At 50.5% G+C, this 19551-nt stretch carries 22 protein-coding genes; 2 read left to right on the top strand and 20 right to left on the bottom strand.

The features are described 5' to 3' along the window. Positions 1-28: 28 nt before the first annotated feature. From MKZ24_RS22270 to MKZ24_RS22300, 7 genes are all read right to left on the bottom strand, one after another. The gene (locus MKZ24_RS22270) at positions 29-652 is read right to left on the bottom strand and encodes a TetR/AcrR family transcriptional regulator (RefSeq protein WP_042236179.1); all 624 of its coding nucleotides are present in this window, start codon (positions 650-652) and stop codon (positions 29-31) included. A gap of 208 nt (positions 653-860) precedes the next feature. Beyond that, a complete protein-coding gene (locus tag MKZ24_RS22275; RefSeq protein ID WP_340786544.1) occupies positions 861-1631 on the bottom strand; it encodes a stalk domain-containing protein in 771 nt (256 codons plus the stop codon). Between the two features lie 100 nt (positions 1632-1731). Next, positions 1732-2502 carry a M15 family metallopeptidase gene (locus MKZ24_RS22280; RefSeq protein WP_081956517.1) on the bottom strand — a complete coding sequence of 257 codons (771 nt, stop codon included), beginning with the start codon at positions 2500-2502 and terminating at the stop codon, positions 1732-1734. A gap of 65 nt (positions 2503-2567) precedes the next feature. Further along, positions 2568-3902, bottom strand: coding sequence for an FtsW/RodA/SpoVE family cell cycle protein (locus MKZ24_RS22285; protein ID WP_042236174.1), 1335 nt, complete (start codon positions 3900-3902; stop codon positions 2568-2570). Continuing rightward, positions 3899-4231, bottom strand: coding sequence for a PadR family transcriptional regulator (locus MKZ24_RS22290; protein ID WP_039292805.1), 333 nt, complete (start codon positions 4229-4231; stop codon positions 3899-3901). Before MKZ24_RS22290 ends, MKZ24_RS22285 begins: the two co-directional genes overlap by 4 nt. A 269-nt stretch (positions 4232-4500) precedes the next feature. Then, the gene (locus tag MKZ24_RS22295; protein ID WP_042242458.1) at positions 4501-5955 is read right to left on the bottom strand and encodes a DHA2 family efflux MFS transporter permease subunit; all 1455 of its coding nucleotides are present in this window, start codon (positions 5953-5955) and stop codon (positions 4501-4503) included. 99 nt (positions 5956-6054) lie between these two features. Next, complete coding sequence (locus MKZ24_RS22300; protein WP_340786551.1) at positions 6055-6624, bottom strand: TetR/AcrR family transcriptional regulator; 570 nt, start codon at positions 6622-6624, stop codon at positions 6055-6057. Between the two features lie 185 nt (positions 6625-6809). Here MKZ24_RS22300 and MKZ24_RS22305 point away from each other — a divergent pair, with 185 nt between their 5' ends. Beyond that, positions 6810-7253: a DUF4395 domain-containing protein gene (locus tag MKZ24_RS22305; protein ID WP_042236170.1), complete on the top strand. Its 444-nt coding sequence runs from the start codon at positions 6810-6812 to the stop codon at positions 7251-7253. 112 nt (positions 7254-7365) lie between these two features. Here MKZ24_RS22305 and MKZ24_RS22310 read toward each other — a convergent pair whose 3' ends face one another. The 9 genes from MKZ24_RS22310 to MKZ24_RS22350 all read right to left on the bottom strand — a co-directional run bounded on the left by MKZ24_RS22310 (position 7366) and on the right by MKZ24_RS22350 (position 15300). After that, entirely contained in the window at positions 7366-7704 is a 339-nt protein-coding gene (locus MKZ24_RS22310) for a DUF6054 family protein (RefSeq protein ID WP_042236168.1), read from the bottom strand. A 42-nt stretch (positions 7705-7746) separates the two neighbouring features. Then, positions 7747-8277 (bottom strand): hypothetical protein, encoded by a 531-nt coding sequence (locus tag MKZ24_RS22315; protein WP_042236165.1) that lies wholly within the window; start codon positions 8275-8277, stop codon positions 7747-7749. A 213-nt stretch (positions 8278-8490) separates the two neighbouring features. Then, the gene (locus tag MKZ24_RS22320) at positions 8491-9237 is read right to left on the bottom strand and encodes a 4'-phosphopantetheinyl transferase family protein (RefSeq protein WP_340786557.1); all 747 of its coding nucleotides are present in this window, start codon (positions 9235-9237) and stop codon (positions 8491-8493) included. A 31-nt stretch (positions 9238-9268) separates the two neighbouring features. Beyond that, entirely contained in the window at positions 9269-10201 is a 933-nt protein-coding gene (locus tag MKZ24_RS22325; RefSeq protein ID WP_340786560.1) for an NAD-dependent epimerase/dehydratase family protein, read from the bottom strand. A 332-nt stretch (positions 10202-10533) separates the two neighbouring features. After that, the gene (locus MKZ24_RS22330) at positions 10534-11508 is read right to left on the bottom strand and encodes an ROK family protein (protein WP_042236158.1); all 975 of its coding nucleotides are present in this window, start codon (positions 11506-11508) and stop codon (positions 10534-10536) included. Positions 11509-11691: 183 nt separating this feature from the next. Further along, positions 11692-12477, bottom strand: coding sequence for an ABC transporter permease (locus MKZ24_RS22335; RefSeq protein ID WP_042236156.1), 786 nt, complete (start codon positions 12475-12477; stop codon positions 11692-11694). 6 nt (positions 12478-12483) lie between these two features. Next, positions 12484-13278, bottom strand: coding sequence for an ABC transporter permease (locus MKZ24_RS22340; RefSeq protein WP_042242455.1), 795 nt, complete (start codon positions 13276-13278; stop codon positions 12484-12486). Between the two features lie 73 nt (positions 13279-13351). Further along, a complete protein-coding gene (locus tag MKZ24_RS22345) occupies positions 13352-14407 on the bottom strand; it encodes an ABC transporter ATP-binding protein (RefSeq protein ID WP_042236154.1) in 1056 nt (351 codons plus the stop codon). A gap of 110 nt (positions 14408-14517) precedes the next feature. Beyond that, on the bottom strand, positions 14518-15300 hold the full coding sequence (locus MKZ24_RS22350; RefSeq protein WP_042213396.1) for a GTP cyclohydrolase II: 783 nt from the start codon (positions 15298-15300) through the stop codon (positions 14518-14520). A 293-nt stretch (positions 15301-15593) separates the two neighbouring features. Between MKZ24_RS22350 and MKZ24_RS22355 the strand changes: the two genes are divergently transcribed. Further along, a complete protein-coding gene (locus MKZ24_RS22355; protein ID WP_039292833.1) occupies positions 15594-15920 on the top strand; it encodes a winged helix-turn-helix transcriptional regulator in 327 nt (108 codons plus the stop codon). Positions 15921-15994: 74 nt separating this feature from the next. Here MKZ24_RS22355 and MKZ24_RS22360 read toward each other — a convergent pair whose 3' ends face one another. The 4 genes from MKZ24_RS22360 to MKZ24_RS22375 are packed head-to-tail and all read right to left on the bottom strand — an operon-like array spanning position 15995 to position 19528. Next, a complete protein-coding gene (locus MKZ24_RS22360; protein ID WP_042236151.1) occupies positions 15995-16876 on the bottom strand; it encodes an ABC transporter permease in 882 nt (293 codons plus the stop codon). Continuing rightward, on the bottom strand, positions 16873-17868 hold the full coding sequence (locus tag MKZ24_RS22365) for an ABC transporter ATP-binding protein (RefSeq protein ID WP_340786578.1): 996 nt from the start codon (positions 17866-17868) through the stop codon (positions 16873-16875). Before MKZ24_RS22365 ends, MKZ24_RS22360 begins: the two co-directional genes overlap by 4 nt. Then, positions 17865-18989, bottom strand: coding sequence for a hypothetical protein (locus MKZ24_RS22370; protein WP_042236147.1), 1125 nt, complete (start codon positions 18987-18989; stop codon positions 17865-17867). The genes MKZ24_RS22365 and MKZ24_RS22370 overlap by 4 nt, the downstream gene beginning before the upstream one ends. Before the next feature lie 23 nt (positions 18990-19012). Then, on the bottom strand, positions 19013-19528 hold the full coding sequence (locus tag MKZ24_RS22375) for a sigma-70 family RNA polymerase sigma factor (protein WP_042236145.1): 516 nt from the start codon (positions 19526-19528) through the stop codon (positions 19013-19015). Positions 19529-19551: the final 23 nt, after the last annotated feature.

Raw genomic sequence — 19551 nt, forward strand, 5'->3', positions numbered from 1 at the left:
TCTTCTCCACTCTTTTCTCTGTTTATAATTAGTTATACTTATGAAAATAAAGTTCAAATAACCCATCAATCTGCTCCTCAAGCGGCGAAAGCCTGAAGAACTCCTTGAGATCCTCCCGGTCCTTCGGCAGGCTGGAGACCATAATTACCGGAAAAACAATGGCCCCATAGACTTGCATCATCATCATCATGAGCTTGTCGCGGTCCTGCTCCCCTGTGATCTCACTGAGCACTTCCTTAATGCGTTCAAGCCTCATCAATTTGGAGTACTTCGCATATTCATCCTGTGAGCCCATAATATGATGTCTTTGATCAAGCATCTGCCGGGCCATTCCCGGGTAACGGCTGAGATTCATAATATATCGCATGAAAAATAGCTTCATCCGCTCCTTCGGCGGCAGGCTGTCATCTTCCAGTGTTTTGAAGGCATCATCAAATGTAGACACTAGCTTCTTCACTGCGTCGCCAAATAGCTTTTCCTTGGAGCCGTAATAATAATTCACCAGTGCAAGATTCGTCTCTGCCCTTGCTGCGATACTCCGAAGGGTGATACAACTGAACCCCTCCTCGCGGATCAAATCCACGGTAGCATCGAGTATAATCTGCTTCGTATCTTTATCTGAAGGATCAGCCTTGTTGTCGGATTTAACCATAATGCAGGTTGTCGCCCTCCTTCACCACAATTTCTAATCAATGATTTAAACAGCGTTTAATCAGAATCTAAAGTTACTCTCTTTGGAGTGATCTGTCAATAGAAGTTTTCAGAAATTTTCAAAAGTGTTGGTCATTAATAAAAAAGAAGCATCTCCGGCAGCGGTTTACAGCTGTGAGATGCTCCTGCTATGAATGATCCGTTATTTGTTATTTCGACGGGTTGGCCAGCACTTCCGCTGCCTGCAGCGCCGCCAGACCCAGCTTCACGATTTTGCCCGATGTATTCAGCTCCAGTGTCAGTAGCGCCTCGGATTTGGAGAAGGAGAGCACGCTTGTTATTGTCATATTCCCTTCATGCTGCCGGCTCTCCGTAGATTTCACTCCGAAGTACTGGCCTGCCGGAGCACTTACACCCTCCCAGCTCTGCTGAATGACGGGCAGCGAGGGCTGCTCTGCTTCCACAGCGAAGTAACGCTCGCGGAGTCCCGTATAGTTGCCTGCGGCCAGCAATCCGGCTACCGCTCCGGCAGCTACCTCCGGTGAGTAGATCTCAACTTGAGCTTTTGCCGGATCATAGGATGTAACCAGCCCTATCGCTCTAAAAAAAGACAATGGTGCATAGGCCCGCTGCTGCTTCAGTTCAATGCTATCTGTAAAAGCCACCCGATCCTTGCCGTTCAGAAGGATCTCTTTCCCGCCCAGCCTGAATTCAATCGTTTCCTGGAACCGGTTCAGCTTAAACTGCCCTGTAGCTCCTATAAAGGTAGTCTTGTACTTAAGGATTTCCGAAGTCTCCCGGAGCGGGAGCATTGGGGTTGTTCCACTAGTATAGGTTTGCGGTCCATCCAGCTGCAAGGCTTGTCCGTTCACTATAATATTTACACCCGGGGCTGCGTGGACACTATTACCGGTTAATACTCCCGATCCTGCTGCCAATAACAGTACACTTAGGAAAACGGCTACGATTCTGTTCTTCAAATCGATCCCACCTCTCCTGTAATATAATTATTATGCACGCAAACTTCAGGCACTAAACTTACATTAATCATTAACCGTTCTGCGCAGCTTTGGAACAGCCTCACTCCACATTAAAGTTAAAATACTGCCGCGGATACGGCTCCTTGATCAGTGTGAAATGCCACCATTCCTTGGTATAGGGCTTGAAGCCCTGCTTCGACATGGCATCCTTAAGAACTTTACGGTTGGCATGCTGGGTACTGTTGACCAGAGTAGTATTATAGTAAGAAATCTCACCGAAGAAATCATACGGGCTGCCCATGTCAACCAGCGCCCCCGTTTTTTTATCAGCCAGTGTCAGATCGATGGTGCTGCCCCGCGAGTGCCCTGATTTCTTGGAGATGAAGCCCAGCTTGAACAGATTACGCTTGTCCAGCTTGGGATAATACTGCTGCTTCATCTTAATATCCGCGGCATCCTGTGACCAGCGTACGAAGTGATTAACGGCTTTTTGCGGACGGTAGGCATCATAGATTCTCAGGATATAACCTTTGCCGTCCAGATCATCGCTGACTTTCTTCAGCGCATTGGCTGCAGTCCGCGAGAAAATCGCCAGCGGAGCCTTATACCCGTCCACCCTTGTTCCGGTGAAATTATTCTCACTGTAGTAGCGTATCTCATATTGCGCCTTAGGAATCACTTCATCCAGATACACAAAACCGCCGGGCAGGTTGTGTTTCTTCTCCACCCTACTTTGCGCCGGGGCTGCGGCTGTATTCTGTATCTTAGGAGCAGCAGCTGTGGCTGCTGTTGCCGTTAGAAGGGCAGCTCCGCCTAGGATAATCGCACATGAGATCAGCCCCAACCTTCTGCCTGTAATTCGCAGCTTCATCACAATGCTAACCCCTCTCCTGCCTCGTCCGTATTTTTCACCCTACCAGTATACGTGCAGCAGCACTAGGCGTCCATAGTTAAGTCCAGACTTGTATCCGCAGGAAGCATATCCTTCCGCCGGTAGACACCCATCAGCAGCCCGACAGCGGCGAATTCAATGAAGACATGCTGTCCGTAGCTGAGGAATGGGAACGGTATAGCTGTGATTGGCATTCTTCCGCTGAGGATCGATAGACCATAAACTAAGCGGATGGCTAACATGAGAGCCAGAGCAAGGATAAGCATCCGCCCGTAGGTATCGCGTACAGCGCGGGTATAGGAGATCATTTTGAGAACGAACCAGCCCACTGCCGCAATGAAGAGCAAGCCCCCGGCCCTGCCGAAGCATTGAACCAGAAATACCGGAAAAAGATCCGAATACGCATACGGCAGTCCTTCTTCCCCACCTCCGAAGCCATACCCTCTCCAGCCTGCGGATGTAATGGTCTCGTGAATTCTGCGGTTGAGGTAACCCGGGCCATTAAGCATATAATTATGATTTATCGCTCCGATGACCCTGTCACGCAAGTTCAAATTATTCCAAACATAGATGGCTCCGCCCGACACAAATGTTATAACCATTAATCCGGCTGTAATCCAGCGCCGTGTTATCCATACATATAGCGTCAGCGATACTGCCAAATAAACCACCAGCTCCGGTAAAGACCGGAGCGCCGCATAGATCGCCGCAGGCAGCAGCAGTAAGGCTAACTCCGCTAATTCCCTGGTCCGTCTGCTCCATTTCAGCATAAAGCTGCGGCTGGTCCATATCCCTGCCAGAGCGATAACAAATAGATAAGGACTGTATCCAACCAGATCAAAATATAAGCCCAAAAAACCAACATAGCGTCTGTTCCCATTGATTAATTCAGGTCCCAGCCATAGGCTGGCAACTATAGCCATTAATGCTGCAGCATAGATGAATCCTGATGCTCTCTGAAGCAGCTTGAAATTGACGAAGTACATTCCTGTCATAACGGCGATCCCAAGGCTGATATACACCGTCTGGCGCATCGTCAGATCAGATAAGGCCGGGTTGAAGGAGGTTCCGGCTTCTATCGCCCCCATCCCCAGCAGACTTACAGCTGACAACATCATTACTGCTGTGAGCAGTCCCCACGGAATCCGCGGTTTATGGATTTTGTGCAGATCCCGGCCGACCCCCTGCGGATCACCCATTTGCGCGATAGCATATTGCTGTGCTTCTTCTTCAGTTGCACCAAGCTGCTGCCGCTCCAGCATCAAGTCCTGGAAGTGCCCGCTGAGTTCCTCCCTTATCTCCCTGTGCATCCCTTTGGCTCTAACCTCTGCACACACCCTGTCCAGATAGTTGTCCAGCTTCTTCCGCTGCTCCATCATGCTCCGCCCTCCCCCAACACAGAATCCACCGCGCCTTTGAAAAGATTCCATTCCGCTCTCTTCTCCTGCAGCTTCGCCTTGCCTTCATCCAGCAGCCGGTAATATTTGCGTTTGCGCCCTTCTACCTCAAGCCAATACGCCTCCACCCAGCGTTCGCTCTCCATCGCATGAAGTATCGGGTAGAGCGTGCCCTCCTTCAGGGAAAATACCCCCTGCGAGCGCTGCTCCAGCTCTTTAATCAGTTCGTAGCCATATAACGGCTTATCGAGTAGCAGCGTGAGAATTAAGGTCCCCGTGCTGCCCTTCAGCATTTCTTTGCTGACTTTCATTGACGTCCCCTCCCGTTCGTATGGCAATTCACTAATACATCGTTAATCTATGCTTAATATACTTTAATTCCCAGTTGATGTCCAATCATCGTCTTAAACCCATGAATCCTTTTTTACAACAATTATGAATTAGGAGCGTTATCATGAGAGAAATGTTATATTTAGGGCAGGATTTTTTACAATCAATGCTCTGTGAGCTCCATATTGCACATAACAAAAACAGCACACCCGTAATCCGGATGTGCTGTTTGCTGTATAAGAAGATTAGTTTAGTGCATGGAAGCCTGTGTCTTGTGCGAGACAATAACACGTTTGAGGAAGAAAGCAACAACCAGACCGACAATGGCCATCACCATGCCGAAGATGAACGCATTCTGTACCCCATGGGTAAATGCAGCGCCAATATTCAGCGGATCACCAGGGTCAGTTACAGTCTTCATGTAGCTCTTGGTACCGGAGGTCATAATGCTTACTGCCAGAGCCGTACCAATCGCCCCTGCAACCTGCTGCAGAGTATTCATGATCGCTGTACCGTCAGGATAGTATTCCAGCGGAAGCTGATTGATCCCGTTAGTCTGGGCAGGCATCATAATCATCGAGATTCCGATCATGAGCACGCTGTGAAGTACAATTACGAAGATAACGGTAGAAGTTGCTGTAATACTGGAGAAGAACCACAGCGAGACAGCTACGAGCACGAGTCCTGGAATAACCAGCCATTTCGGACCGTATTTATCGAACAGGCGTCCCATCACCGGCGACATCAGTCCGTTGATAATTCCGCCTGGCAGCAGCAGTAAGCCTGCTTTGAACGCAGTATAGCCTTGTCCCTGCTGCAGGTACATCGGAAGAATCAGCATCGAGGACAGAATCACCATCATACAGATGAAGACCATCAGAACACCGACCACGAACATCGGGAATTTGAAGGCACGCAGATTAATCATCGGCTGCTTCATCGTCAACTGCCGGATGCAGAATAGAACGAGCGCAATTACACCAATAGCAATGGCGATAATCACCTTCGGACTTCCCCAGCCTTCCGCTTCACCGGCGCTGCTGAATCCATACACAACGCCGCCGAAACCGAGTGACGATAATACGATCGAGAGGATATCAATCTTCGGCTTGGTCACTTCTGTGACGTTCTGCATGAAGAAAATTCCGCTGAACAGCGCGATCACAAGGAACGGCAGGGACAGCCAGAAGATCCAGTGCCAGCTGAGACTCTCAATCAGCAGACCCGCAATGGTTGGGCCGATCGCTGGAGCTACCATGATGACGAGTCCGATGAGACCCATCGCTGCGCCTCTTTTCTCCGCAGGGATAATAATCAGGATCGTATTGAACATCAGCGGCAAAAGGAGTGCAGTTCCCATCGCCTGAACCACACGCGCTGTAAGCAGGAATTCGAAACTCGGCGCCATTGCAGCCAGGAATGTTCCCGCAATCGAGAAGCAGAGTGCAGCAATGAACAGCTGTCTGGTCGTGAACCACTGCAGCAGCAGCCCGGAGATCGGAACCAGAATACCCAGCGTCAGCAGGTAAGCAGTAGTCAGCCATTGCGCTGTGGTCGGAGTAATTTGTAATACATTCATAAGATCACTTAAGGCTACATTTAATGCGGTCTCACTGAACATGCCGATAAATCCGGCAAGCAATAAGGAGACGAGAATTGGAAGGGTCTTAAATTTGCGGGGCTCTGTGTGCCCCTTACCAGTCATAGTTGCGTTCACTCTCATATCCTCCTGATAATCTGTTTGTTCTCTCTCTATTTATTGCTGTATTGCAGTATTGCGTTGGTACGATGGTTCTCTGAAACCTTAAGCCAGTATTGCCGGAATACTCTCTGCTGCTGCAACCAGCGGCTGGACATTTCGGCAGGTCAACGCCAGCAGCAGCGCACCTTCAAACAAGGAGACCACAACAGTCGCCTTGCGCACAGCAGCTTCCTCCTGCATGCCTTCCTTCATCAGACGCTGGGCGATCACATCCTGCCAATCCTTGAACACACATTGACAAGCAGTCCTCAGCTCATTGCTGACACAGGAAGTCTCAACGGCTACCCAGAAGCTGAACGGCACCAAGCCTTCGAAAGAAGATTCCTCCGCTTCCCTGGCTATAGACAGAATGAAATTCTGCACCGCCTGGGCAGGTGAGGCTTCACTCTCTACATAATGCCGCAAATTTTGGGAGACCATTTCACTTGTCCGGTTAATGCAGGTCAACACCAGCTCTTCTTTGCCGTGAGGAAAATAATAATACAATGATCCCTTGGGCGAATCGCTGTCCTTGATGATCTGATTTAGCCCGGTTGCATGATAGCCCTGTGTGAAAAACAATCTTGAAGCCGTATCCAGAATAGCTTCACGTGCATTATGCTTGTTTGACAAGCCGGACACTTCCTTTATAGATGTTTCTGCACTTTTATAACAATTGGTCTACATAATAAAACCACGAGTGGGCTCCGGCTGTCAATGGATAATAATTTCAAATTTTAATGTTTACGCTTACCGATTGCCACATTGCAGATCATTGGTTATAATTTAATTATTCCAATGCGAAAGGTGTGGTTTTAATGAGTGAGCCTTCAATCATTAAGGGAATTCCCCGGCCGTTAGTCAGAACTAATCAGGCTTTTATCGTAATTTCTGTATTATTGTCACTATTTACGGGAGCTTACTGGATTCTTGCCCTGCCGCTTGCCGCAGGACTGTCTGGCCTAATCTTCGGATATAATCCGGTGATCAAGGTTGCGGCGAAATTCCTGACTAAGGAGCGCTCCGCCTATGTACTGGAAGACTGGGAACAGCAGCAGTTCAACCAGAGCATTGCCGTCTTCTGCCTGACTGCAGGGCTGGTCAGCTTCCTTGCCGGCTGGACCGTAGCCGCTTATATCTTCTCGATCATGGTTGCGGTAGCAGCCACAGTAGCTATCCTCGGCTTCTGCATCGGGTGCTTCATCCACTACCAGTGGAGAATGTATACCTATAGACGCAAACAGGCAGCCCTCCACAAATAAGCAGGAGTCCGTGCTGCCCGTGCGGTGAATCTTAAAGGGCCAGTAAGCCGCAGCAGCAGTATGCTGCCGGACCTACACTGGCCCTCCAAGCTCCCCTCCTTAACCTCCCCGCTTATTCCACAATATAATCCGCCAGAATTCGCTCCACCGAAGAAGCGAAGCTTTTGCCGGCGCCCCAATCGAGCTTAAGGATCAACCCGTTGGAGCCTCCCGCCGGAATAAGCCGGACATTACTTCTGCCCTTCAGATTATCGACTAGGATCACCAGCGCAGCCTGATTACCGGACCGAAAATAATACCGCTCATAGACCAGCGTCCCGATCATCTTGCCTTCACCGAGATCATTCAGCTCCTCGTACAGCAGCTCCGACTCCTGCGGCATTCCCTCTTTGATCAGCGCAAGCGTCTCATTGGGCTGCAATTTAACATTGAGTTGATAGGCCTCATTCATGCTCATCGCCCTCCCACGGGTATAGGGTATACAACTATTTACCTAATTGCCTTCGCCAGCCACATCCCAGCGATGACGGAATTTCTCCAGCCGCGGATGTAGTTGTGCCGGCGCTTCTGATACCAGCAAACGCAGCTTGACGATCCATTCCTCGAAGGAGGAATAAGACGCGAACAGATTTGCCATCTCCGGAGTCAGATAGAGAAAGTAAGGAGCGGAATAGACCTCACTGATATGGCGCAGCGCAGAATCGAGCGGGGTGTATTTCTTGCGTTTCCCCTCCAGACTTTCCACCGTAATGAAAGACCGGCCCTGATCTCTTTTCCACTCATGCAGCCGGTCCTCCCGTTTATGAAAAGCCTGCACCGGCTCCTTCGTCATCCGTCTAACGGTTTCTTCATGCAGCGGATACAGCACCAGCTTGGTGAATTTTCGCTCTATCGCTGTCTCAGCCGCCTTCAGCAAATCCATATCCGAGATATGCTCGAATGAATCATAGAAGATCAAGGTTCCTTTGCGTTCACCGGCTGGCGGTTCATAACCATAAGGCACATGTTGAATGTCTCGTTTCATCATTACCCTCCTGTGAGCTTCAATATCTACAGCATATCATGCTACTCCGGATCGCGTACAATTCTGAGACTTAGAACTTATGCACTGAATGGAAATACTAGCCAAAAAAGCAGCGGTGCCATGCTGGCAATCGCTGCTGTATGTAAGTGTAGCGCCGTGCAAGGATATACTGCGTCCAGTAAAACTTATGCCGGCTGTCGGGTACCCTCTTCCCTACAAGACGGTGAGTCCGTCAGGTTCTGGAGCAGATTGCTCCGCCTGCAGCCGGCAGCGCCGCAGAAACACTTCGACGAGATCCTTAGCCCGGACCACCAAATACTGATCAGGAAAGCGGAAATCTGTTGAACAAGCGGTCAGCACGTAGCCCGGATCTACCGGATATTGCCTGAACGCATGATCGGGCAGCCGGTCGCTAAGCACAGACTGCTCATACTTCAAAGCGTACTGCTCGGACAATACAGAACGGATTGGAATCGTCAGGCCAATGCCCTCCATCTTCAGATAACTCTCCTTCCGCGTCCACAAGTCATAGAAATAGCGTATTTGAGCCTCTGATTTCAAGCTCTGGTATCGCTCCATTTCTTCAGGGGACAGGCTGTACCGGGCTAGTACCGGATTTATGGCTGCCATCTTCTGAATGTCGATTCCTACCCGCTGTCCCTTGCGGCTGACGATACCTGCCACCCACTTCCCCGAATGTGAGAGGTTAAAGTCCCACGGTACGCGCATAGCAGACAGCCGGGGTTTGCCAAACACCCCTTGGTCAAAACAGATCTCATCATTCCGCATCCCCTCCATATCCATAGCGAACATCCGGGCAAGGATGTCTCCGATAAGAGACCTGCGAACATCGTCTTCACGTTTCAGCCGGCTGCTGCTCATCCGGCGTTCTGGTGACACATAGGGCAGCAACTCAGGAACCGAAAAAGCGGTCCCGAGTGATACGGCAATGATATGCATGAACGGCTAAGCCTCCTATTGGTTCTCCTGTCTATTCCTGCTGCTCCCGGAACCAGCCCAAGGTTTCTTTGACTGCATCCTTGTAGGCGGTTGGAGAATATTCCGGGAACCGCTTCATGAATTTGTTCTCGCTCAGCACCAGCGGATACTGGAATTCGTATAGCAGCTCATGGAATTCTTTAGCTTCTTTATCGAATATACCTGCCAAACCAACGGCCCAGCCCGGGAGTGTCCGGCATTTCCTTGGACTGTCTGCTTCATCCTGGATGATATTCAGGAACTGACGGCCCTCAATCGCCCCGGAGCCCGACACATGCCACTCCCCTCCTTCCCCGCTTTCCGCCAGTAGCACTGCTGCCTTAGCCGCATCGCGGATATAGATCAGATCATGGGGAACATCCAGCCTGACCGGCCAGGCGATGGTTTTGGCCTGCAGCGCTCCGTTAAATATGGGTCCGAATACCCTGTTCGTAACGTTGGGGCCATAGTAGTCGGGATAACGCGGAATGACATTGCGGAAGCCGTTCTCCGCTGCCTGCTTCTTCAGCAGCTCTTCCATTTGGTTACGAAGCTTCCCTTTACGGGTAAGAGCCGCCTTGGGATGGCTTTCATCAGCGGGAAGGTATTGGAATCTGCCGTATCCGTAGACATTCCCGGGAAATACCAGCGTCTGCCCGGAATGCAGCTTCGCGGTTACCCGTTCCAACGCTTTGGGCATGATCGTGTACCAGTCCTGGTAAGGCACATTAAGACAGAAGTAGACCGTTCTCACTCCTGTCAGCAGAGAAGCAAGTGCCCTCTCATCTTGTATATCCAGTGAAACCATAGTCAGCAGCGGTCCTCTCAATCTGCTTAGTGCCTCATTAGAACGATGATAGGTCGCTGTTACCAGCTTACCTCGCCACAGTAATTCTTGGGTGATGGAATGGCCCAAACCGCCATTGCCTCCGATTACGAGATTCATAACATTACCTCGCTCCTTATCGAGCGGATGAATACCTTCAGCCACCAGCTTCACGGTTTATTCAGTCTGCCCGGGATGATGTTTAGCAGTTATGAAGAACCGTTACATGCCGCTTCCACAGAAACTGCGGATAAAGAACTGCTGCCGAATTCTTAACCTGTTATTAGTATACAGCCAAGAATATGCTGTCATCATTGGGATAATTTGACGATTATTGTCGGTTGAGGTCCTTAATATGTAGATATGGTGAATTATTGTAATTCAATAGTTTTGCATCACTCATAGTTAGTCTTCGCCGATCAATTTCAGGAGATCATTGTCCCGGTCAATCATCATTTTAGAGCATTCAGTCTCTGGTCCGCATATACCGCCGCGCCAAGTGTGCCCGCTCTGGCGCCCAATTCGGCTTGAACGATCCTGCATTTGCTTCCTGAGAGCTTCAGCGCATGAGCATTTACAGTGCCGCGGACGCTGCCAAGCAGCCGTTCTCCTGCGGCAGCCATGCCGCCTCCAACAATGATCAGCTCCGGGTTCAGCAGATTAATTACATTTGCCAGACCGTACCCCAGCAGCTCTCCGGTTTCATGCATGACTTCGACCGCCAGCGGGTCCCCGAGATCATAAGCCTCCGAGATCATCTTTGCGGTAATTTGGCCGTCATCCTGATTCGTCCAGGCCAGGATCTGACTGCTCCTTCCTTCCCGGAGCTTCTCCTTGAATGTATGGACCATGCCTACAGCAGATACATACCTCCCGAGGCAGCCGGAGCTCCCGCAGCGGCAGGGCCTGCCCTGCCTGTACATATTCATGTGTCCGATTTCACCAGCGCTGAAAGTTGTTCCGTACAACACCTTGCCGTCATGGACAATGCCTGAGCCCAGTCCGGTTCCAAGTGTGAGCAGCACCAGGTTACGGCATCCTTGTCCGGCTCCCTGCTGCCATTCCCCATATAAGTTAACCCGTACATCATTATCGATGTAGACCGGAAAATTATAAAAGGGCTTCATTGCATTCACTATATGTATTTGTTCCCATCCGGGAAAGTTAGGCGAAAAGATGGACAGGCCTTCCTCCGGGTCCAGCAGACCGGGAATTCCCATCCCCATACAGGTGATCTGCTGCTGATCTATCCCTTTGCCCTCTGTCAGCTGTGTAACGGCCAGCCTGATCCTGGCGAGCACATGCGCCGGCCCTGCCGCCGCTTCCGTTGGCAGAGACAGCTCACCGACTGCTCTGTAATCCCCATCGAACAATCCAGCTTTGATATTCGTTCCGCCCAAATCGATACCTATCGTATATTTTTCCATCGCTTCTGCTCCTTTACATTATTTGTCCTGGCTTCACTCTCCCTCCTTATTATGGCTTTCATTTATTGGGCAGGTAGGATTTTTTGAGCATCATTATAGTATTTTCTACACGAAAAGGGCCGTCCGTGCCATCCTATAGATAGCTGCTCGGACGACCCTGTATGATTTTCTTAGCGGAATCCCTTAAGAACCCGCACCTTTATACCGCTTAACGCCATAGCTCCAGGCCATCAGCCCAATGCCGAGGAACACAGCACCCACTAGGGGGGTCAACAGCGCCATCCCCTTCATCTCATCACGGTGGAGGAACAGAGCTGCCGGATAGATCCCGACAAATGCAAACGGAATAATCCAGGTGAGCAGCACCTGAATCGCCCGGTTGTAGATCGTAACCGGATAACGGCCGTAGGTCTGGATATTATACATCAGCGGCAGAATACCCGTCGGCGCATCTGAATAGAAAGACAGTGAAGTCAATGTCGTATAGATGCCGGTATAGATTGCTACCGCACTGAGTGTCAGGATAATCAGCATCGGAAGCGTCCACCATTCGAACGGCAAGCCCAGATTGCTGCCGCTGATTGCCATAATAATCAGTCCGATGAAGGAGCCCATAAGTGATGGCGGGTCCACATTCTCCAGGAAAATCTGGAACAGATTATGCGCCGGTCGGGTCAGAATGCGGTCCATCTCACCTTTGACGATATATCGCTCACTGAAGCCCCACATATTCACGAAACAGCTGAACACGCCGAACGGCACCATAAAGAACCCGTAGACGAACACCACTTCGTTCTGATTCCAGCCGCCCAGGCTGTCGGTATGCATGAAAATGACCATAATGAAGATAAAGTTCGTTGCCTGGAAGAGAAGATCGGAAACAACCTCCACCCAGAAATCAGCACGATAGGTTAACCTTGTCTTCATATAATTTTTCAGATATTCAATTAACAAACCTAAATAGTACATTCCGGCTCAACCTCCCTGCACGAACAGCCGCTGGCGCGCTGCGTGATATAGCCAGACAATCGGAATCAGCAGGACCAGGAACCAGATGACCTGGATGCCCAGCACATTCCAAATGCCCACTCCCTGCACCCGGCCCGTGAATACGGAACCCGGCAGGTACGTGATGGCCTGAAAGGGCAGAATCTTGAGAATGGACGATAACCAGCCCGGAAAAAGCGTAATCGGGACGATCAGGCCAGAGAAGAGGTCAACGATAACACGCTTCATGCGCATCATCCCCTCGTTATTCTCGACGAAGAATGCAGAGAGCCCCGTTATGATATTAATCTGTGAGCTGATCAGGAAACTGAAGAAGAGCATTACCAGGAAACCGATCCAGGCGGATGGTTCTGTCGGCAGTTGCACCGGAAACAGCAGAATGGCAATCACCATGCCCGGAATCATCAGCATCATGAAGCGGAACAGGCCTTCGCCAAGTCCCTGCATCATTTTGACCAGCACATAGTTATAAGGTCGGATGAACTGAATCGCGATGCTGCCGTCACGGATATCCGTAGAAATCTCCCTGTCCAGGTTATTGAAATAGAACGCCCGAGCCATCCACGAGACGGCCACATACGTAGTCATCTGTGCCCCGGTAAAGCCGCCTAGTGATTCTCCGCCTCCATAAATAGCTTTCCAGGTGAAATAGTTGACCCCGATATTCAGCGTGTAGATCAGAATTCCTGAATAGTAATTGATCCGGTAAGCCAGCATCGTCAGGAAGCGGATGCGGATGAAATCGAAATAAGCGCCGAGCAGCAGCCTTCGTCCGTTCTCCCGGGAGCCGCCCGGTGTTCTGCTGCCGGAGGAGGAAGCTGCCGTTGCCAGCTGCTTAGACATGGAGTGCCTCTTTCTCATCACTCAGTGCCGCGATCCGCTCTTCCGGCTTCTCTGCCGAGCCTGACTGATAAATACTGCGGACGATGTCATCCGTATTGGTTTCGATGATTTTGATATCTGTAATATCTGCCTGTCCGACCACCCGGCCCAGCACATCCGATACATTCAGCTCGAGCGGAATCCATACCTTGGCACCCAGCTCATTCTCGGCTGTCCAGGTAACCGGCATCCCCTCTGTCCACTGCACCAGCTGCTGCAGCTTCGTAGCGGTACCGAACTGGAACTGCACTTCACGTCCCGTTCCCCACCGCTGCTTGAGATCCTCAAGACCCCCGTCATAGATAATCCGACCGTCATCCAGCATGATTACCCGCGAGCAGAGAGCTTCAATATCCTGCAGATCATGCGTCGTCAGCAGGATGGTCGTGCCATGCTCACGGTTCATATCCTTGAGGAACTCTCGAATCTCTGACTTCACGACAATATCAAGGCCAATCGTCGGCTCATCCAGAAACAGAATCGACGGATTGTGCAGCAGCGCAGCGACCAGCTCACAGCGCATCCGCTGTCCGAGACTGAGCTTACGTACCGGACGGTTCAGCAGCTCCTGCAGCTCCAGCCGCTCAACGAGCTCATCCAGCCGTTTTTTGAAATCCTGCTCGGAGACCCGGTACACCTTACGCAGCAGTTGGAAGGATTCGATGACACCGATATCCCACCAGAGCTGGCTGCGCTGTCCGAATACAACTCCGATATTCTGTACGAACTTCTCACGTTCCGCATACGGCACGAAGCCGCCTACAGAAAGACTGCCGGCGGTAGGTACGAGAATACCAGTGAGCATCTTAATCGTGGTCGATTTGCCGGCCCCGTTCTCCCCGATGTATCCGCATATTTCGCCTTCCGGAATACTGAACGAAATGTCCTTCACTGCGGTCACTTCGGAATATTGCCGTTTAAACAAATCAGCGAAGGCTCCTTTGAGGCCCTCGCGGTTTTTTTGGACTTTAAATGTCTTGCGCAAGTCCTGCACTTGAATAGCATTCATAGGTTACCTCACTAAGCTAAGTATTGGGTTCAGTACCCCATTATAATAGAATGAATCCAAAAGTACTACCTATTTCCCTTACCATTCTGCTCTGCCAGAGTACGGCCGGCTTATTTAGCTACTCTGCCCTCAAAAAAATCCGCGCTCTGCACAGCCTCCAGATGTCCGGAACGGGTTACTTTGGTCCGCAGATACTTTTCGTTGAAGACCGAGACATCGCCCCATAGCGGCACTCTTTTGACCGTGTTCATTCCGGCAGCTCTCAGAGCTTCCATCTTCTTCGGATTATTGGTGATCAGGGTCACCGGTTTGCTGCGCAGGTGCTGAAGCACACTGATCGCGTCTGTGTAATCTCTGGAATCATCGGCAAAGCCCAGCTCCAGATTAGCTTCTACAGTATCATATCCTTCTTCCTGCAGAATATAAGCCATGGCTTTGCTGAACAGGCCGATGCCTCGTCCCTCATGATTAGCCAGGTAAAAGAGTGCTCCGGAACCATGCTGGGCAATCATCTTCATCGATGTGTGCAGCTGGAAGCCGCAATCGCAGCGCTTACTGCCAAAAATATCACCGGTGTGGCAAATGCTGTGCATCCGGATCAGCGCTTCGTCAGAGTTCTCGAAATCCCCATAGACAAGAACGCTCGACTGTTGTCCATCCGCAAGGTTCATCGAAGATAACCGGCTAATAAGCAGTTCAGTAGCCTCTTTACCTTCCGCTTGCTGAAGCTCTTCATCCGTCACTTTCAGCCAGCTGTACCATTTGAAGGTAACGGTCTCTCCGTCCAGGTTCACCGGCAAGGTAATGGGACCAACCAGTATATTCGTGGAATCATCCATGGAGATCCGTTTGATTTTGTTCTGTAATATGGAAAGGATATCGGGTTTGATCATGAGTACACCGTCCTAAAAGTTTTATAGCATAGACTTCTTCGATTCCGTTTCGCAAAACTTGCTTCGGAAGCATACACTTAGTTTTGATAGCATAGCCTAAGCAACTTTTCTCCCAAAAATGCGTAATAGCCTATGCCGGGTTCGTAAAATTTTAATATTCATTATTTGCTCTAGTAACTATTTGTAAGTTAGTTTATCATTGTAATATAAGTTCGTCAAGTTATAAAATATATTTAAATATTAATGATTACTTATTGTAAGTTTATGATATAATGAATGTCGAGGTGATGCTAATGAACAATTTCGAGATGTGTCCACGCTTCGAAAAAGCGGTCGATGTGCTTAGTAAACGGTGGGTTGCACTGATCGTATTCGTCCTGATGGATGGTCCGCGGCGATTCGGGGAAATCGAGCATTGCTTATCCAATCTAAGCGGCAAAGTATTATCCGACCGGCTGAAGGAAATGGAGAACGAAGGCATCATTCAGCGCACGGTGTATCCTGAAATGCCTGTGCGTATTGAGTATTCGTTGACCGACAAAGGCACGGCACTGGCTCCCATTCTTGGTGAAATCGGTAACTGGTCTACGGATTGGATTGAGATTGGCGTGACCAAATGATTGCCGGCCTGCATGCGAAGCAGCGCCCCTGAAGTTCCTTAACCAGGAAACTTTGAGGGCGCTGTTTATTTGTCTTATAAATCCTTGCGCTGAAAATGCAGAATTCCTATTACAAATACAATTACGGTATAACACACAGCATATACGATGAATGACACTGACGGGTACGCGCTGATATTAATGATGCTAAGTCCGCCATTACTTAGGGAAACCAGACCGCTGATATCCTTCAGACTGAACAGCTCGGCGGTCATTCTGCGCTGCAAGGCATCTGCCGGCATCAGCATCGACATGATCCCGGTCAGATTATGCAGCACATTCAGCGCGTCGTTCTCCAGCCGCAGCGAACCGCTTAGCTTATCAAGCATTCCTCCCAGAAACCCTGCCCCATAGAGCATCGTCATGAACACACCGTTACCCAGCGCCGAGAAAATCCCTGAGCCCAGCATGGATACGGAGATTAACAATGGAACCACAGAAGCAAACAGCAAAAATGACTTCACTAGTGCTGCCGGATCTCTGGGAACGCTCGCATGGACATTTGTGATCAGCAGGATAGCCAGAAATAGAATGAAGGCATAAACTACACCCAGTGTTACGAAACCGAGCCAGCGTCCGGCATACCATTTCCAGCGCGGCAGCGGCCGGGGCAGCAATGCCTGCATGACTCCCTGTTCCGCTTCCCCGGCAATTACCGAGAACGAGCTGAAGATCGCCAGAAAGGCGATTACAAAGGCGCCGAAGAAGTATCCCAGACTAAGAATAAAGGCGCCGTTCGTAAATCGTGTGAACAACTCACTCCCGTTATGTATAGACCCTGCCCCAGGCTCATTCTTTCCAACCGTATCGGCCACAAACCAGAAGGCGATCAGAAAGACAAACGTGAGCAGCAGAGTTAGCAGCATCACCTTTTTACGCAGCATTTCCTTCCATGTCATTTCAAGTATGGTATTCATTCGCTCTCTCCCCTATGGCTAAGTCCGGATACAGCATCCATGAACCACTCTTCCAGCCGTTCTTGTTTGCGGGTTACTTCATATAGAGTCATCCCCTGCTCCACAATCAGCCCGTTCAGCCAGCCCGCCTGCTCCTCGTTGTCCAGCTCTGCTTCCAGCCATACGACACTGCTGCCTAATTCCGGCTCTTGTCCGATTCCCTGCCTGGTTTTTCCGGATCCAGCGGTCGTCTGCCGGATGGTAAGCCCTGTATGTTCCTTCAGCCAGGACAGCAAAAAAGGCGTATACCCGCCCACTTTGAAATGCCAGCTGGTCCGCTGGCTCAGGATCTCTGATACTTTGCCGTGCCGCAGGACCGTCCCGTTATTAAGCATGGCCATCCGGTCGCACAGCACTTCAACATCCTCAAGCAAATGGGAGTTGAGAAATATCGTGATCCCTCTCTCCTTGAGCCGCTCCAGAATCATCCGTACTTCCATTCTCCCGATTGGATCAAGCGCAGAGGAGGGCTCATCGAGAAAAATAATTTCCGGCTCGTTGACCAGCGCACAAGCCAGTCCCAGCCGCTGCTGCATTCCCTTGGAATAATGCTTGACCCGGTCCTTCCCCCGCTGACCAATGCCTACTTCCTGCAGAAGCTGTGGGATCCTTATGTCCGCCACACTTTTCCGGGTCCGGCTTAGCTTAGCATGCAGTCTGACTACCTCTTCTCCGGTCAGCCACTCCTGATAGCGGTATAGCTCAGGCAAGTACCCAATCTTGGCTTTGGCTTCAAGAGAACCGAGCGGATGACCCAGGATGGAAGCTTTCCCGCCCGTTGGCGAGATGAGTCCCACCAGCATTTTGACGAAGGTGCTCTTGCCGGCACCGTTGGGGCCGAGGAAGCCGAAGGCTTCCCCTTTCCCCACAGTGATGGTAACATCCCGGCAACCGCGTCCATTAGGATACTCTTTGGTCAGGGCGTTAGCATCAATTGCAGGTGCGCTACTCATTGTGTAATCAACTCCTGTACCTTCTGAATGAACTTATCCCTATCCGGATAGACATCTCCGCCTGTAAGCTGGAGCATCTGACCATCCTGGACCCAGACTGCGGAATAGCTATAGCCTTCGCTGAACTTCATTTCGGTAAGAATAACAGGGGTGTCAGCCACTGTAATCTGTTCATCATTGCTGCCCTTTATCAGCGGCATCGGAATATCACCAGACAGAATCCGGCTCTTCTGCAGGTCGCTTCTCAGATAATCGGGAATTAGCGGAAAGTTAACTACGGCATCCAACGCTTCATCCATATCTATAGAAGGATCAACGGTAATTACAGGTGTATTCATCTGTGACAGAGTAGCCCAATGCTCCTGATCTGTAGACAGGTCATAATTCACAATTTCGGGCAAATGCAGTGTAATCGGTTTTCCGTCCACAGACTCCGGCAGCAGATCGTTCGAGCCTACACGCTTCAATGCCTGATTCACTTCATCCACGTTCAGCGTAAGGGTAATATCACGGGACGCGCTTACCTCTACAGTCTTCATATTAGTAATATCTTGGCCCTTCAGGTGTTCATATCCCAGCACCCCTTGTATTTCCCCAACCGGGAGCTTGCCCTCGACAGATCCGTTAGCGAATGTGAAGGTGCCGAAGGAATTCATAGTTTGGTTGAAATTGCCTTCCCCGCTCACCTGATAGAACATATCCCGAAGATCGCTCTCTTCGACTACGGCTACATCCTGCATCCGGAATTGGTTCAGGATAGCCGCCATGGCGGTATTGCCTACTGGAGTAGCCAGGATAGCGGCGAAGATGGCAACCCCTGCAGCTGCAGCAGCCCATTTACGGCTGCGGCTTAGTCCCGGTCTGCGTGATTTACGGACGGAATTCTGCGAAAGCCCTGAATCTGTATTCTCCCTTGCTCTTATTGAAGATATAGAATGGATTCCGCTTGCCGCAGAATCCGTTTTAACGGTTTCCTCTGTTGTAGCCGCTAGGACTGCCTCCCGCTTGCCCCAATCTGCCCATACCGGATTCACCGGTTCTTGCCCGAGCTTCTCCTGCAGTTTAGCCCAAGCCTCGTCTGTTCCCGCAGGCTGGGAATTCCCATGTGCTCTATTATTCATTGCTTCATTCCTCCCGGATGATCTTATTCTTGCGGAAGCGACTTCACCGCATGCTGTTTCAATTTGGCGGTAGCCCGGCTTAACAGCGTGCCTACCACCGGCGGGTTCACACCGAGCTCTCCGGCGATCTCCGCATAGCTGTAACCCGAGTACTTAAGCAGCAGAGCCTGCCGGTCCCGCTCAGGTAGCCCGTCCAGCCAGTTCCTCACATCTTCCTGGTCCAGCTTGCCCAGCACTATTTCTTCCCCCGTAGGGGCTGAGGCATCTGTGTCGTACATTAACTCCTGCTTATTAATCAGTCTGCGCTCCCGTACTTGCTTGTTCAGGTAATCGTAACCGATCCGTGTAAGCACTCTATGCAGCCAGGCTCCCAGAGCTTCGGGATCATCCGGCGGATTTCTGTACAGTCTCAGAAAGACCTCCTGCGCCAAATCATCGGCTGCACTCTCATCCCTTACAAGCGCAGCCAGCTTTCGGCGCACGATTGGATAATGTGTATAAAAAATCGATTTAAAGTTGTCTGATTCCGGAATGTCCATCAGGTAATCCTCCTTATCCGCTG

The sequence above is a fragment of the Paenibacillus sp. FSL R7-0297 genome, assembly GCF_038009025.1.
Lineage (GTDB): Bacteria > Bacillota > Bacilli > Paenibacillales > Paenibacillaceae > Paenibacillus_AQ.